Raw genomic sequence first — 13862 nt, forward strand, 5'->3', positions numbered from 1 at the left:
TGCCGCCGTTCATTCCCTTGCCGCGCTTCATGCTGGCGGGCGAATATTCCATCAACGCCAAGCTGCTATATGGGCTTCTGCTCAACCGCACTACGCTTTCCCAGAAAAGCGGCTGGGTGTCCGAGGATGGGAATGTGTATGTGATCTATACGATCAAGCAGATGGCGGATGACCTTGACCGGAGTGAGCGGACGGTCAAAACCGCCCTGCGGGAGCTGGAAAATGCCGGGCTGATCACCCGCGTACGTCAGGGCTGGAATCAGGCGAACCGCATCTTTCTGCAAATCCCGGACAGGGTGCAGGTTTCTTCCCCTTGCATGGGGCAGAAATTGCCCACAAGTAATACTGATGCAGAGTATAAAGAACATAGTAAGACCGAACCGATGACAGCTTTTTCAAAATGCTGTATCTGGCAATGATCGACATCACGAAAAAGTGGACTGGCCGCAGACAGGACTGGAGCATGATTTATGCCCAGCTGGCAATCTACTTCGAGGATCGGATGCCTGATTAACAACCCGGCTCGAAGGTCAAGGGGCGCTTTATCGCCGGCGAGACCCCAATGAACGAGGGTGCCCCTTGACTTCCGCCCCCGTTGGCGTTATGTTCCTCGTAATTCTCGATGTCATCCGTGTGTTGCGTGTGCACAATCGGCAGGATTGCTGTATAATAAACATTGACAACTCCCGCTCATAGGAGAATAATAGTCTACGAGTATAGAGCAAAACTGTCGACGGCACGAAGCCGCGAGGAGATATAGATATGACATTGGATAAACTGAAACCGCATGAAAGTGCGAAGATCACCGCAGTAGGCGGAAGCGGAGCCTTACGCCATCACCTGCTCGATATGGGACTGACGCCGCAGACCGAGGTCACGCTGCAGAAGGTCGCTCCGATGGGGGATCCGGTGCAGTTTGAGCTGCGCGGCTATGAATTGACCCTGCGCCTGGATGAAGCGCGGAAGATCGAAGTCGGCACGCCGTATCAGCGAACAAAAAAGCCTTCCGCTGGACAGGTACGCCACCGTCCTGCGGCGCACCCCGGCATGGGCGAGCTCAGGAAATCCAAGGACTACTACATTTATGAGCACGCCAAAGCCGCGGCTGCCGATAAAAAACTGACATTTGCGCTTGCCGGCAATCAGAACTGCGGCAAAACGACGCTGTTCAATCAGCTGACCGGTGCCAACCAGCATGTCGGCAACTTCCCCGGTGTTACGGTGGACCGCAAGGACGGCACGATTCGCAGCCATCCGGAGGCAACCGTTACCGACCTGCCCGGCATCTATTCGCTGTCACCATATTCCAGCGAGGAGATCGTAACCCGCAGCTTTCTGCTGGACAACAAGCCGGACGGCATCATCAATATTGTAGACGCGACCAACATTGAGCGAAACCTCTACCTGACCATGCAGATGATGGAGCTGGGCATTCCGATGGTGCTGGCGTTGAATATGATGGACGAGGTCCGTGCAAACGGCGGCACCGTTCATGTAAATGAGCTTGAACAGGCACTCGGCATTCCGGTAGTGCCAATCTCAGCCGCAAAGAACGAAGGCATTGATGAGCTGATCGACCACGCGATCCACATCGCCCGCTATCAGGAGACACCCAGAGGCATCGACTTCTGCCAGGACAGCAGCGACAAGAACGATCCGGTCGCCGCTGTTCACCGATGCATCCATGCAACCGCCCTGATGATCAAGCCGAATGCCAAACGAGCCGATCTGCCGGTGCGCTTTGCCGCCACCAAGCTGATCGAAAAGGACCCGCTCATCGAAAAGGCGCTCGCGCTGTCCGATGACAATCGCTCCGCTTTTGACCAGATCGTATCTGTCATGGAGAAGGATTCCGGTCTGGACCGCGAAGCGGCGCTGGCAAACATGCGGTTCAGCTTTCTGGAAAACCTGTGCAGCACAACAGTCGTCCGCCCGCACGAGAGCAAAGAGCATAAACGCAGTATGGCGATCGACCGCTTTTTGACCGGCAAATACACCGCTATCCCTTGCTTTGCCGGTATCATGGGTTTGATCTTCATCATGACCTTCAGCTGGATCGGCGCATGGCTGTCCGACGGCATGACCGTTCTGGTCGATGCCTGCATTTCGTGGCTGGATGCCGGGTTATCTGCCCTGCAGATCAATCCCGTTGTTCACTCGCTCGTTGTAGACGGCATCGCAAACGGCGTTGGCAGCGTACTCAGCTTCCTGCCGACCATTGTAACGCTGTTCTTCTTCCTCTCGATTCTGGAGGACACCGGCTATATGGCGCGTGTGGCCTTTATCATGGATCGGCCGCTCCGCAAGCTGGGACTGTCCGGCCGCAGCTTTGTGCCGATGCTGGTCGGCTTCGGCTGCTCGGTTCCGGCCATTATGGCTACCCGTACACTGTCCAGTGAGCGTGACCGCCGCATGACGATTTTACTTACCCCGTTTATGAGCTGCTCGGCCAAGCTGCCCATCTACACCATGATGATCAGCGCCTTTTTCCCCAGGCGGTATCGTGCGCTTGCTATGATAGGCCTGTATCTGTTCGGCATTCTCTGCGGCATCCTGTATGCGGTCATTTTGAAGGTCTCCCGCTTCAAGGGCGAACCGGTTCCGTTCGTCATGGAGCTGCCGAATTACCGTCTGCCCAGTGCCAAAAGTGTTGTGCACCTTATCTGGGAAAAGGCAAAGGGCTTTATCCAGAAGGCATTTACCATCATCTTTGCCGCTTCTATCGTAATCTGGTTCCTGCAGACCTTCGATGCACGCTTTAATGTGGTGTCTATGCCGGAAAGCAGCCTGCTGGCTGCGCTGGGCAGCATTTTTGCACCACTGTTTGCACCGCTCGGCTTTGCGGACTGGCGTGTGTCCACCGCCCTGATTACCGGCTTTACCGCAAAGGAAAGCGTTGTATCCACGCTGACGCTGCTGCTCGGCGGCGAGGTATCCAGCATCGGCACCCTGTTTACGCCGTTTACCGCGGTCGTATTTCTGGTATTCGTGCTGCTCTACACCCCTTGTGTTGCGGCAATTGCCACCGTAAAGCGTGAGATGGGCAGCACACGGGCTGCCATCACGACTGCGCTGACCCAATGCGTGATCGCATGGCTCATTGCCTTTGCCGTCCGCTGTATCGGTCTTGCATTTGGTCTGGCATAAGGAGGCACGGTATATGAATCTCCCCACTATTTTGATTCTGGCATTGATCGGCATCGCGCTGTTTGCCGCGCTCCGTTCGATGAAAAAGCATCCGTCCGGCTGTTCCGGACACTGCTCCGGCTGTCCCGTGCAGTGCAAAAGTGAAAAACACAGATAAAACAGCAGCCTGTCCGCTCTTGGAGCGGACAGGCTGCTGTTTATCGGTTTCTGAAAAAAGAGGGCAGGCATTTCTGCCTGTCCTCTGAATAGTCTCAATTACTTGTTGAAGTAACGCTTCAGCAGGCCCTCGAAAGCCTTGCCGTGGCGAGCCTCGTCGCGTGCCATCTCATGTACGGTGTCATGGATAGCATCGAGGTTCAGAGCCTTAGCGCGCTTTGCCAGATCAAACTTGCCAGCGGTTGCGCCGTTCTCAGCGTCTACACGCATCTGCAGGTTCTTCTCGGTGGAGTCGGTTACAACCTCGCCAAGCAGCTCTGCGAACTTAGCAGCGTGCTCTGCTTCCTCGAATGCAGCCTTCTCCCAGTACAGGCCGATTTCCGGATAGCCCTCGCGGTGTGCAACGCGAGCCATTGCCAGATACATACCAACCTCGGAGCACTCGCCCTCAAAGTTAGCACGCAGGTCAGCCATGATGTCCTCCGGAGCACCCTGTGCAACGCCTACAACGTGCTCAGCTGCCCAGGTCTTTTCGCCAGCCTGCTCCTTGAACTTCTCTGCCGGTGCGTGGCAGATCGGGCACTCTGCCGGAGCTGCTTCGCCTTCATATACATAACCACATACGGAACAAACAAACTTTTTCATGATTTTTTCCTCCTGTATCGTTGAACAAATTTATTTTTGAGGGGGCAGGAAACGATCCATTGTTATCGAACAAAGCTGATCGCGCAGAGATCGGTTGATCTCCGAGAACACGCGATGAAAATCACATTCATTCTGGGTACCATGTGTGTGCACTGGAACTCATTTGCAAGGCAGTGATTGATAGCAATCGGACCATCGATGCATTCGATGATCGCGCCGAGACTGATCTCCGATGGGGAGTGGTTCAGCTCATAGCCGCCGGCAACGCCCTTATAGGATTTTGTAATACCGGACTGCGTCAGCTTGCGGAGAATTTTAAGTGCAAACCGGAGTGTTACGCCGGTTGCCTCGGAAATATCCTTCGCGCACTGCTTTTCGCCTGCAAGTGCCAGACAATAGGTCACACGAATTGCATAATCCGCTTCATGTGTGATTCTCAAATCGTTCCTTCCTTTCTCTCCTTGGAACAACTTTAGTATAACCGTGTTGTGCCAAAATGTCAATAGGTTTTCTTAAAAATAAATAATATTTTTTATTTGATAATAGTTATCAATAAGTGACTCGAATTAACTATACCAGATAAGGACAGTATACCATGGCGGGAGACTTTTGTCTATCGGTTCAGGAATGGAGAGTTGAGGATGGAAAATGAACGTGGAGATTCAGCATTCGTCATTTATTCATTTGTATTGTGCGATACGGTGGGGAAATGTATTTTGAATCTCTGTACCGATTTCGTTTTGTGCGCTTGTACTGTATAATAGGTAATGCAAAATGCAAGTACGAAAAATTTTCCTTTCACAAAACCATTTGCCGCACCGAACCGTCTAATAGATGAAAGCAGCAGACAGAAGCGCTTTTCGCGAAAACTGTCTGCGCTGTCCGGACGCTTTCGGAAAGGAGAACCCGCTTATGATGGATAGAGAGCAATTTACCTCCGCGGTGCTGGCAGCCGAGCCTACGCTGTACCGCGTAGCGAAAACCATGCTCCGCAGTGAGCATGACTGTGCAGACGCGGCGCAGCAGGCAATCCTGCGGGCATGGGAGCAGCTGGATTCGCTGCGCAGCACGCGGTATTTCAAAACATGGCTGGTCCGCATACTCATCAACGAGTGCAGCACGATATTGCGCCGTCAGCAGCGGCTTGCGTCGTATGACGCGGCTGCTGCAGAGGCGATACCGGCGCCTGCGGCTGATGATTACAGTGACCTGTATGTCGCCATCACCGCACTGGAGGAAAAGCTGCGCCTGCCGGTGGAGCTGTACTACTTAGAGGGCTTTAAGACCCGTGAGATTGCCGGAATGCTCGGCATACCGGAAAACACGGTCAAGACCCGTCTCCGAGCGGCAAGAGAGCATTTGCGCAAGGACTTGAAAGGAGCGTGCTTCGCATGATGAGCCATAATGATTTCCCGAAAATGACCGAAGAATTTGACCGCAGTGTCCGCAGGGCACTGGACAGCCTGCCCGAGCGAGAAAGCAAGCCGGTACGCCGTTTCTCAGCGAAGAAAATCGTCTGCGCCGGACTGGCGGCAGCGCTGTGCATCGGCGGAACCGCATTCGCCGCGAATGCACAGAGCTGGTTTCCACTGCTGTTTCCGAATGGCGGAGACGCGAATCTCGAAGGGTATGTGCAGACGGCGGACAGCACCAGGCTGACCGACGAGAACGACAGCTACCGCCTGTCCGTAGAATCCGTGCTGTTTGACGAAAGCGCGGGCACGGGCGTGATCAGTCTGCACCTTGCAAACAAAAAGCAGGACGGCGTAAAGCCGTTCACGCTGGCGCACCTGATCGACAGCTATCAGAACAAGCCAGACATCACATGGTCCACGCTGTCCTCGTGCTATGCCGAGGAGGGACAGCTTGATTTCGAGGTGATGTACGGCGACAGCGGCTTCTGCGGCGGCGAGTTTTACCTCGATACCGCGCGTTCGACCGACAACGACTATTATTTAGAAGGTGCGTTTGCGATTTCAAGCGATTACAGGCAGGGAGAGCCGCTCCGTCTGGAGGCGCTCGAGCCGGGTAAAACGACCGTGCGTGCGGACGGAGCGGGTACCGCAAAGACGGTTCTGGCGGTCGATCTGCCGGAATTTCAGCAGATGCCGTACCTGACGAGCGCAGACGGTGATGTAACTCTGTCGCAGATCGGCATTCGCATCCGCAACGCGGATATGCACTGCACGGTGGATGATGTGGATACGCTGAGCGTGCAGCTGAAGGACGGCTCGGAGTACGTTATTCTGGATGAAAACGCCGATATCGATCGGACATTGTACACTTACGGTTTCAATTCCACCGAGGACACCGACCGTATCGACACCGAGATTGCGGTGCTTGCGCGTGCATTTGACCTGGATAATGTGCAGTCGGTCACCATCAACAGCGAGGTATATCCGCTCTCGTGATAAACGGCAGGATAGAGCAAAACAGACCGCAAATGCGGTCTGTTTTGCGTTTATGCAGTGAAAAGCTGTGCCCAGTATGCGGTTCCGTTCACAACGGTACAGCCGACGCCGATCGAGGTGAAGCTGCTGCTGAGAATGTTCGCGCGGTGGCCGGACGAGTTCATCCACGACTGCACAACAGCCTCCGGCGTGCTCTGACCATAGGCGATGTTTTCGCCGGCACGCGCGTAGGAAACGCCGGCCTCGGTCAGCACGGTAAAGCAGGATGCGCCGCTCGGGCGCGTGTGCGAAAAGCTGGTTTGCAGTTCTCCGGCGCGGGTCTGCGCCGCCTGCTGCACCGTGGTGCTGATGGTCAGCGCGGGCAGTCCCTGTCTGGCACGTTCGGCGTTTACCAGCGAGACCACCTGCGCGGCGTAGCTGCTGTTCGCGGCGGTGCTTTGTGAGGCTTGCTCGCCAAAGGACGGCTGACCGTCTGCGTGTAATTCGGACGCACGACGAACGAAAAGCGGTTCTGCTGCAGATGTGCGGCTTCTGCAGCAGTGGTGGATGCGATGACAAGCGCAAGTGCCAGCGGCACGAGTCTCTTGAACTTCATAGGTAGATACCTCCTTGGATTTTGCGGGAAATTCCCATGCACCGTATGATAGCGGGTTTTGTAACCGTTTTGCAATGGAAATCCAAGGAGAAACTGCCGGAATACGGCAAAAACCGACCGAAACAGGGAAAACTCGGTCGGTTTGGTGAATTTTATCCCAGCTTTTCGATGTCGTACAGGCTGTTCAGCACGAGCCACAACTGCGGAAAATACCGCATGATATTCCAGATGCTGACGCCTGCCAGCTGATATTCTCCGGCAAGCGCCAACTTGGCACGGATAGAACGCGCATCCTCAAACCAGACCTCGTGCTCGGCACGGTCGCGCCAGTAGTTGTAGTGCGGAGACTGTGCCGTGGCATCATAGCGAATCGGCGCACCGACCTGAATCGCCTGTTCGACGGCCTGCACGCTGCCCAGACTGCGGGCGCGCGACTGTCCCTGCACATAGGGCAGCGTCCAGTCGTAGCCGTAGTTCGGGATGCCCATGAACAGCTTATCCTGCGGCACCTGCGACACGGCAAACCGCACGACCTGCTCTACCTTGTTAATCGGCGCGACCGCCATCGGAGCGGACAGCGTGTAACCCCATTCATAGGTCATCAGCAGGGCACGGTCCGCCGCAGAGCCGAGCGCGGCATAGTCGTGCGCCTCATACAGAAGACCTTGCTGCGCGGCGGAGGTTTTAGGCGCGAGTGCCGCGAAGACCGTGTATCCGGCAGGCGAGAGCCGCTCGCGGACCGAGCGGACAAACGCGGCATATGCGTCCGCGTCCTCCGGCGGCACGTACTCAAAGTCGATGTCCACACCGGCGAAGCCCTGCATGGCCAGTACCTGTGCCAGATTTTCGATCAGCGCCGCGCGAGCCGTCGGGGTGTTCAGCAGCAGGTGGGCACGTTCGCCGGAGAACTGCCCGTCCTCGCCGAGTGTTGTCAGAACGAGCAAAGGCTTTACCTGATACTGCCGCGCCATGCGCACGAGCAGCTCGGCGGAGAACGGTAAAATGCGTCCGGCGTTGTCAAAACCGACGGAAAATACGGATAAGTACGTCAGATAGGGCAGTGTTCGGCGCAGAACGCGCAGGTCGATGCTCGGATAGGCGTAGCCGTTCACCGCAAAGCGTCCCAGCTTATTTCCATAGCTGAGTACAAGCATCTGCCCCGGCTGAATGCGGTCGGTGCCGCCAAGCTGCGGATTGTTCTGCCACAGCTGCATCACGGTTGTGCTGTTCTGCGCGGCAATGCTGCCGAGCGTGTCGCCGCGGCGGACAATGTACGTTTTTTCCGGCTGCGGAACGACAATGGTCTGCCCAGGCGTAAGCCGGTACGGTTCGTGCAGCTCGTTCTGCTGGATGAGGAACGGCAGGGGAATACCGTGCAGCTGCGCAATGCGGTACAGCGAATCACCCGGCCGAACAACATGGATCACCATAGAAAAACCACCTTTCTTCCTGCATTTTATGCAGGGAAAAGGTGGTTCTGTGAATGGAGAATTAGGGTATCGCGCAAGGATAGCGACATTTTCCATTCTCCATTTTCAATTATAACAGAATTGCCGAGCCAATCGACACGATAAGTGCCGTCAGCAGACCGGCAACGCCGATCGCCAGACCGGAAATCGCGCCTTCGGTCTCACCCAGCTCAATGGCACGCGAGGTACCGACTGCGTGAGATGCTGTGCCGATGGACAGACCCATCTGCACCGGATTGCGCACGCCGATGCACTTGAGGAAGGTCGGCAGGATGATCGCGCCGATGATGCCGGTGATGACAACCGCAATCGCGGTGATGGAGGTTACGCCGCCGAGCATTTCGGCTACCGCGACCGCAATCGGAGTTGTTACCGATTTCGGCACGAGAGAAAGCGTCGTGCTTTCGCTCAGACCGAACAGATGGCTGAAGAGCAGCACGCTGCCGATGGATACCATCGAGCCGACGAACGCACCGAGCAGGATGGGCAGCAGGTTTTTCAGCAGTACATCCAGCTTGCGGTAAATCGGGATCGCAAGCGCTACCGTTGCCGGTGTCAGGAAGAACGAAATCAGCTTGCCGGATTCCTCATAGGTCTGGTAGGGGGTGCCGGTTGCGATCAGCAGCGCACCGACCAGAATCGAGGCAATCAGCAGCGGATTGCAGACCGCAGAACCAGTTTTCTTTTGAATCTCTACGCCAAGCGCATAAAAACCGATGGAAACCAGCAGCCAGAACTGCGAGGAGGAGAGAAGATCAGTCATGGTCGAACGCCTCCTCGGTTTCACGGTGCTGCAGACGGAACACGATATGTACGGTCAGTGCGGTAGCAGCGGCAGTACACAGCGTGGTCAGCAGGCAGACGGCAAGGATGGCGAGTGCTTCGCTTTTGATGTCGTTCCAGATTTCCAGCACGCCCAGCATGGCGGGCAGAAAGAAAAACGCCATGTTCTGCAGCAGAAAATCCGCTACGCTCTCTACATGGTGCAGACGAACCGCACCGAAGATGAGCAGGGCGAGCAGCAGGGTCAGACCGAGCACGTTGCCGGGCAGCAGACCGCGGAGTAAAAGGGAGAGCAGTGAGCCGCCGACACAGCAGGCAAGCAGCACACCGAGTTGCTTCATGTGTTTCAAGGTTTTTGCGCTTCTTTCTCGTTTGCGTAGTTTTTGGTCATTGCGGTGAGCAATGTTTGGTAGACGGCCTCGGCGTTTTCCTTAAAGGTACGCTCGAGCATGGCAGCCTGTCCGTGACTGACGACGTTCATTTCCACTGCAAACACCTGCTCCATTTCCATGCGGACGGTCAGGTCGTTCGGGCCGTGCTCGGTGACGGCGGTGTGGATGCCGGCGTCGCGCCGAATCTGGCGGACGACACGCAGCGCAGAGCGCTGTGCGGCTTCGCGGACCGGATAGGGAAGCTGCTTCTCGAAAATGCGGGTAGCCTCGCGTCCCTTTTCGGTGATGGCGTACAGGGTTTCTCCTTTGTCGGGGATCTCCTCGATGTGCCCGGTCGGGACCATCTCGTAGAAAGCCTCGCTCAGCTCGAAGTAGCCAAAGCCTTCGTCGCACCAGGTCGTTAAGTCCACAATGGTGCTGAAGCTGACCGGAAATGGCAGCAGATCCATGGCGAACAGGACCAGAAACTTGATATCCTCTTTGGTATGGATAAAACCGTAGCGAACCATATGCGCGATGCCTCCTTCTCTTCCCCGGCAGGGCGAAACGCCGTTTTCGTCAGTGCTTTTCATAGTATACTACTCGGCAGGGCAAAATGCAATCGGCTGAAATGACAAAGAATATTATATAGAACGGCAAGAATTATACTGTAAAAAAATCAGCAGATACAAGGCGAACAAATGTGCGATTTTTTGATAATCTCCTATTGAACATAAAAAATGAATGCGGTATACTTATATCGAGATTATGTCGAAACGAGGAAAAAATCATGCCGGAAGTTGTTCTGCGTCCTGCAGAGGAAGAAGATATTGCCGAGATGCTTGCGCTGTATGCGCCGTATGTTGTTCAAACCACTGTGTCGAGCGAGTACGATGCTCCTTCGATAGAGGAGTTTACCCGCCGGTGGCGCACCTATACCCAAAAGCTGCCGTGGCTGGTCTGCCGTATTGACGGCGAGGTCGTTGGCTATGGCTATGCTGCGCCGCACCGTACCCGCGCTGCCTATCAGTGGTCGGTCGAAACGTCCATCTACGTTGCACAGGAGCAGCACCGCCACGGTATCGCCGGTGCGATTTACGCCGCGCTGTTTGAACTGCTGGCGATGCAGGGATACTATAATATCTACGTCGGCATTACTTCACCGAATGAGCGGTCGATGAAGTTCCATAAAGCCATGGGCTTTATCATCTCGGGCGCATATCAGGAAAGCATGTATAAATTCGGTCAGTGGCGCGATGTCCTCTGGATGGGCAAGAGCCTGCGTCCGCATGACGGCGCACCGCAGCCGACCGTTCCGTTCCCGGAGATTAAGGACAGTCCGCTGGTAACCAGAGCGCTCAACCAGGCGGTGGAGAAGATTCATTTTTAATGGAGAATTGAGAATGGATAATGGAGAACTCAGGCAACGCCGCGAAGCGGCGTATTAAACAATCGCGCAGAGTGCGATACTGCTTTCAATCTTCAATTCTCCATTCTCAATTTTGTACAGGGGGAGGGAATGCAGATGCCGGATAACCCGCATATGGGCCATCGCCAGCGCATGCTGGACAAATTACGCCGGTTCGGACTGGAGATCTTCAGCGACCACGAGGTGCTGGAGATGCTGCTGTATTTTGCGGTGCGGCAGGGCGACACCAACCCGACAGCACACCGGCTGATGCAGCGGTTTGGTTCACTGCATGCGGTGCTCGAGGCAACCGAGGACGAGCTGCAGACGGTCGAAGGCGTCGGTCCGCGCTCGGCGGAGCTGCTGCACCTGTGCTTTGCCCTGTTTCACCGTTATCAGGCGGATGTGGCGAAAATGGAGCAGTTTACCGATAAACTGAACACCTATGACCGCATCGGCGCATATTTCGTGCCGCAGCTGTGCGCCGAGCGGGAGGAAGTGCTGCTGGCCGCCTATGTGGATGGCGCGGGGCGTGTGCTCAAGTGCGAGGAGATCGCCCGCGGCGGACATGCGCGGGTGCAGGTGGACAGCTACAAGATCGCTCGCGGTGCCTTGATGGCCGGTGCGGCAGGCGTTGCGCTGGCGCATAATCATCCGAACGGCACGCCGACACCCTCGCAGGAGGATTTTGATATGACCGACCGCCTGCAGCGCACGCTCTCCGAACTGGGTTTGGAGCTGGTCGATCACTGTGTTGTGGCACGCAGCAATTTCACATCTATCGGTCGATTAAGAAGCGGCAGCTTGCGAAAAAGATACTGAGTGACAAAAAAGGAGGTACGCTCTGTGCCGGAATTTAAGATACACAGCCCCTACCAAATGGCAGGCGATCAGCCGGAGGCGGTGGCCAAACTGGTGGAGGGCATCAACAACGGTCTGACCGAGCAGACGCTGATGGGCGTTACCGGCTCAGGCAAGACGTTCACCATGGCGAACATCATCGAGCAGACCCAGCGCCCGACGCTGTGCTCGCGCACAATAAAACGCTGGCCGCACAGCTCTGCACCGAGCTGCGCGAATTTTTTCCCGAGAATGCGGTAGAATATTTCGTATCCTACTACGATTATTACCAGCCGGAGGCGTATATCGCCTCGACCGACACCTATATTGAGAAGGATTCCGCCATCAATGATGAAATTGACCGCCTGCGCCACTCTGCGACCTCGGCGCTGAGCGAGAGACGCGATGTGATCATTGTGTCGTCCGTGTCGTGCATTTACTCACTCGGCGATCCGATCGACTACAAAAGCATGGTGATTTCCATCCGTCCGGGCATGGAGATGAGCCGTGATGAGCTGATTCGCCGCCTGATTGCGATTCAGTATGAGCGCAACGACATTGCGTTCGAGCGCAACCGCTTCCGCGTGCGCGGCGACACGGTGGAAATCTGGCCGGTATACTCGGATGAGGATGTTGTCCGTATCGAGTTTTTCGGTGATGAGGTGGACCGCATCAGCCGTATTAACCCGCTGACCGGTGTTTCGCTCGGTGAACTGGGTCATATTGCTGTTTTCCCGGCGAGCCACTACGTCACGCCCAAGGAAAAACTGGAGGAAGCCATCAAGGATTTGGAGGAAGAACTCGACAAGCGCGTAAAATACTTCGAGGAAAACGGCAAGCTGATCGAGGCCCAGCGCATCGCGCAGCGCACCCGCTACGACATTGAAATGCTGCAGGAGATCGGCTTCTGCTCGGGCGTTGAGAACTATTCGCGCGTACTGTCGCGGCGTGCGCCGGGAAGTGCGCCGTATACGCTCATCGACTATTTTCCGAAGGATTTTCTGCTTATCGTGGACGAGAGTCATGTGACGCTTCCGCAGGTGCGCGCCATGTACCACGGCGACCGCGCCCGCAAGGAAAGCCTGGTCGAAAACGGCTTCCGCCTGCCGAGCGCGTATGACAACCGCCCGCTCAATTTTGATGAGTTTAACGACCGTTTGAACCAGATTGTGTATGTTTCCGCAACGCCTGCCGAGTACGAGCTGTCGCGCTCGGGTCAGGTGGTCGAGCAGGTCATCCGCCCGACCGGTCTGCTCGATCCGGAGGTTGTTGTCCGTCCGGTTGATGGTCAGATCGACGATCTCATTGGAGAAATCAACGCCCGCACCGCCAAGGGCGAACGCATCCTTGTCACCACACTCACCAAGAAAATGGCCGAGGATTTGACTGATTACCTCGAAACCGCAGGCATCAAGGTGCGCTACATGCACCACGATGTTAAGACCATCGAGCGGCAGGAGCTGGTGCGCGATCTGCGTCTCGGCGTGTACGATGTGCTTGTCGGCATCAACCTGCTGCGTGAGGGTCTCGACATTCCTGAGGTGTCGCTCGTTGCCATTCTCGATGCGGACAAGGAGGGATTTCTCCGGTCGGAGACCTCGCTCATCCAGACCATCGGCCGCGCCGCACGAAATGAGCACGGCATGGTCGTGCTGTATGCAGACAGCATCACGCCCTCGATGAAGCGCGCGATGGACGAGACCGAGCGCCGCCGTGCGCTGCAGGATGCGTTCAATAAGACACACGGAATTATCCCCAGGTCTGTGCATAAAAAGGTACAGGATGTTATCGAGATCACCTCGAATGTGCCCTCGAGCAGCAAGAAAAAGCTGCGAAGCAAGGGCGAAAAACAGCAGGAAATCGCCCGCCTGACCCGCCAGATGAAGGAAGCCGCGAAGATGCTCGAGTTTGAGATCGCAGCACAGCTCCGTGATCAGATAAAGGCGTTGGAAAATTGAAAATTGAGAATGGATAATGAGGTACGCCGCTGCGCGGCAATCAATAAACGTGCAAAGCACATCACCACAATTTTCAATT

The 13862-nt window shown here is 55.7% G+C and carries 15 protein-coding genes and 2 pseudogenes; 9 read left to right on the forward strand and 8 right to left on the reverse strand.

Annotation, left to right across the window (positions count from 1 at the left end; genetic code table 11):
* The first annotated feature begins 29 nt into the window (after positions 1–29).
* From DXB00_RS01105 to DXB00_RS01120, 4 genes and pseudogenes are all read left to right on the forward strand, one after another.
* Positions 30–419 carry a replication initiator protein A gene (locus DXB00_RS01105; RefSeq protein ID WP_147358064.1) on the forward strand — a complete coding sequence of 130 codons (390 nt, stop codon included), beginning with the start codon at positions 30–32 and terminating at the stop codon, positions 417–419.
* Positions 380–514 (forward strand): annotated as a pseudogene (locus DXB00_RS01110) (IS256 family transposase); the annotation flags it as partial. The gene DXB00_RS01105 and the pseudogene DXB00_RS01110, both read left to right, overlap by 40 nt.
* Before the next feature lie 248 nt (positions 515–762).
* Positions 763–3147 carry a ferrous iron transport protein B gene (feoB, locus tag DXB00_RS01115; RefSeq protein WP_119214410.1) on the forward strand — a complete coding sequence of 795 codons (2385 nt, stop codon included), beginning with the start codon at positions 763–765 and terminating at the stop codon, positions 3145–3147.
* 13 nt (positions 3148–3160) lie between these two features.
* Positions 3161–3304, forward strand: a complete 144-nt coding sequence (locus DXB00_RS01120; RefSeq protein WP_117751385.1) for a FeoB-associated Cys-rich membrane protein — start codon at positions 3161–3163, stop codon at positions 3302–3304.
* A 98-nt stretch (positions 3305–3402) separates the two neighbouring features.
* Here DXB00_RS01120 and DXB00_RS01125 read toward each other — a convergent pair whose 3' ends face one another.
* Together DXB00_RS01125 and DXB00_RS01130 are read right to left on the reverse strand one after the other, a co-directional pair.
* Positions 3403–3948 (reverse strand): NADH peroxidase, encoded by a 546-nt coding sequence (locus tag DXB00_RS01125; RefSeq protein WP_110435265.1) that lies wholly within the window; start codon positions 3946–3948, stop codon positions 3403–3405.
* Positions 3949–4010: 62 nt separating this feature from the next.
* Positions 4011–4388, reverse strand: coding sequence for an RrF2 family transcriptional regulator (locus tag DXB00_RS01130; protein WP_242988204.1), 378 nt, complete (start codon positions 4386–4388; stop codon positions 4011–4013).
* Positions 4389–4860: 472 nt separating this feature from the next.
* On the opposite strand from DXB00_RS01130, the gene DXB00_RS01135 reads away from it, so the two are divergent.
* Both DXB00_RS01135 and DXB00_RS01140 read left to right on the forward strand, forming a co-directional pair.
* The gene (locus DXB00_RS01135; RefSeq protein ID WP_243107123.1) at positions 4861–5343 is read left to right on the forward strand and encodes an RNA polymerase sigma factor; all 483 of its coding nucleotides are present in this window, start codon (positions 4861–4863) and stop codon (positions 5341–5343) included.
* The gene (locus tag DXB00_RS01140; protein ID WP_118728883.1) at positions 5340–6359 is read left to right on the forward strand and encodes a DUF4179 domain-containing protein; all 1020 of its coding nucleotides are present in this window, start codon (positions 5340–5342) and stop codon (positions 6357–6359) included. Before DXB00_RS01135 ends, DXB00_RS01140 begins: the two co-directional genes overlap by 4 nt.
* Positions 6360–6409: 50 nt before the next feature.
* On the opposite strand, the gene DXB00_RS16890 is transcribed toward DXB00_RS01140, so the two are convergent.
* From DXB00_RS16890 to DXB00_RS01165, 6 genes are all read right to left on the reverse strand, one after another.
* Positions 6410–6763, reverse strand: coding sequence for a CAP domain-containing protein (locus tag DXB00_RS16890; RefSeq protein WP_442861354.1), 354 nt, complete (start codon positions 6761–6763; stop codon positions 6410–6412).
* Entirely contained in the window at positions 6748–6954 is a 207-nt protein-coding gene (locus DXB00_RS16895; RefSeq protein ID WP_243107124.1) for a hypothetical protein, read from the reverse strand. Before DXB00_RS16895 ends, DXB00_RS16890 begins: the two co-directional genes overlap by 16 nt.
* Positions 6955–7106: 152 nt before the next feature.
* A complete protein-coding gene (locus tag DXB00_RS01150; RefSeq protein ID WP_119214412.1) occupies positions 7107–8384 on the reverse strand; it encodes a glycosyl hydrolase family 18 protein in 1278 nt (425 codons plus the stop codon).
* 109 nt (positions 8385–8493) lie between these two features.
* Entirely contained in the window at positions 8494–9186 is a 693-nt protein-coding gene (locus tag DXB00_RS01155) for an LrgB family protein (protein WP_110435260.1), read from the reverse strand.
* Complete coding sequence (locus tag DXB00_RS01160) at positions 9179–9547, reverse strand: CidA/LrgA family protein (RefSeq protein WP_147357269.1); 369 nt, start codon at positions 9545–9547, stop codon at positions 9179–9181. Before DXB00_RS01160 ends, DXB00_RS01155 begins: the two co-directional genes overlap by 8 nt.
* 5 nt (positions 9548–9552) lie before the next feature.
* On the reverse strand, positions 9553–10107 hold the full coding sequence (locus DXB00_RS01165) for a DUF4364 family protein (protein ID WP_158578256.1): 555 nt from the start codon (positions 10105–10107) through the stop codon (positions 9553–9555).
* A 260-nt stretch (positions 10108–10367) separates the two neighbouring features.
* Between DXB00_RS01165 and DXB00_RS01170 the strand changes: the two genes are divergently transcribed.
* The 3 genes and pseudogenes from DXB00_RS01170 (at position 10368) to uvrB (ending at position 13783) form a co-directional block, all read left to right on the forward strand.
* Positions 10368–10967, forward strand: coding sequence for a GNAT family N-acetyltransferase (locus DXB00_RS01170; RefSeq protein WP_117751379.1), 600 nt, complete (start codon positions 10368–10370; stop codon positions 10965–10967).
* Between the two features lie 135 nt (positions 10968–11102).
* Positions 11103–11807, forward strand: coding sequence for a JAB domain-containing protein (locus tag DXB00_RS01175; protein ID WP_158578257.1), 705 nt, complete (start codon positions 11103–11105; stop codon positions 11805–11807).
* A gap of 24 nt (positions 11808–11831) precedes the next feature.
* Positions 11832–13783: pseudogene (gene uvrB, locus DXB00_RS01180) on the forward strand (excinuclease ABC subunit UvrB).
* The last annotated feature ends 79 nt before the right edge of the window (positions 13784–13862 follow it).

The sequence above is a fragment of the Butyricicoccus sp. OF10-2 genome, from assembly GCF_003481925.1.
GTDB classification, from domain to species: domain Bacteria; phylum Bacillota; class Clostridia; order Oscillospirales; family Butyricicoccaceae; genus Agathobaculum; species Agathobaculum butyriciproducens.

Coding starts and splice junctions, on each gene's coding strand:
- DXB00_RS01120 (WP_117751385.1), top strand. CDS start 3,161: ATGAATCTCCCCACTATTTTGATTCTGGCATTGATCGGCATCGCGCTG.
- DXB00_RS01125 (WP_110435265.1), bottom strand. CDS start 3,948: ATGAAAAAGTTTGTTTGTTCCGTATGTGGTTATGTATATGAAGGCGAA.
- DXB00_RS01150 (WP_119214412.1), bottom strand. CDS start 8,384: ATGGTGATCCATGTTGTTCGGCCGGGTGATTCGCTGTACCGCATTGCG.
- feoB (WP_119214410.1), top strand. CDS start 763: ATGACATTGGATAAACTGAAACCGCATGAAAGTGCGAAGATCACCGCA.
- DXB00_RS01160 (WP_147357269.1), bottom strand. CDS start 9,547: ATGAAGCAACTCGGTGTGCTGCTTGCCTGCTGTGTCGGCGGCTCACTG.
- DXB00_RS01105 (WP_147358064.1), top strand. CDS start 30: ATGCTGGCGGGCGAATATTCCATCAACGCCAAGCTGCTATATGGGCTT.
- DXB00_RS01165 (WP_158578256.1), bottom strand. CDS start 10,107: ATGGTTCGCTACGGTTTTATCCATACCAAAGAGGATATCAAGTTTCTG.
- DXB00_RS01170 (WP_117751379.1), top strand. CDS start 10,368: ATGCCGGAAGTTGTTCTGCGTCCTGCAGAGGAAGAAGATATTGCCGAG.
- DXB00_RS01135 (WP_243107123.1), top strand. CDS start 4,861: ATGATGGATAGAGAGCAATTTACCTCCGCGGTGCTGGCAGCCGAGCCT.
- DXB00_RS16895 (WP_243107124.1), bottom strand. CDS start 6,954: ATGAAGTTCAAGAGACTCGTGCCGCTGGCACTTGCGCTTGTCATCGCA.
- DXB00_RS01155 (WP_110435260.1), bottom strand. CDS start 9,186: ATGACTGATCTTCTCTCCTCCTCGCAGTTCTGGCTGCTGGTTTCCATC.
- DXB00_RS01175 (WP_158578257.1), top strand. CDS start 11,103: ATGCCGGATAACCCGCATATGGGCCATCGCCAGCGCATGCTGGACAAA.
- DXB00_RS01140 (WP_118728883.1), top strand. CDS start 5,340: ATGATGAGCCATAATGATTTCCCGAAAATGACCGAAGAATTTGACCGC.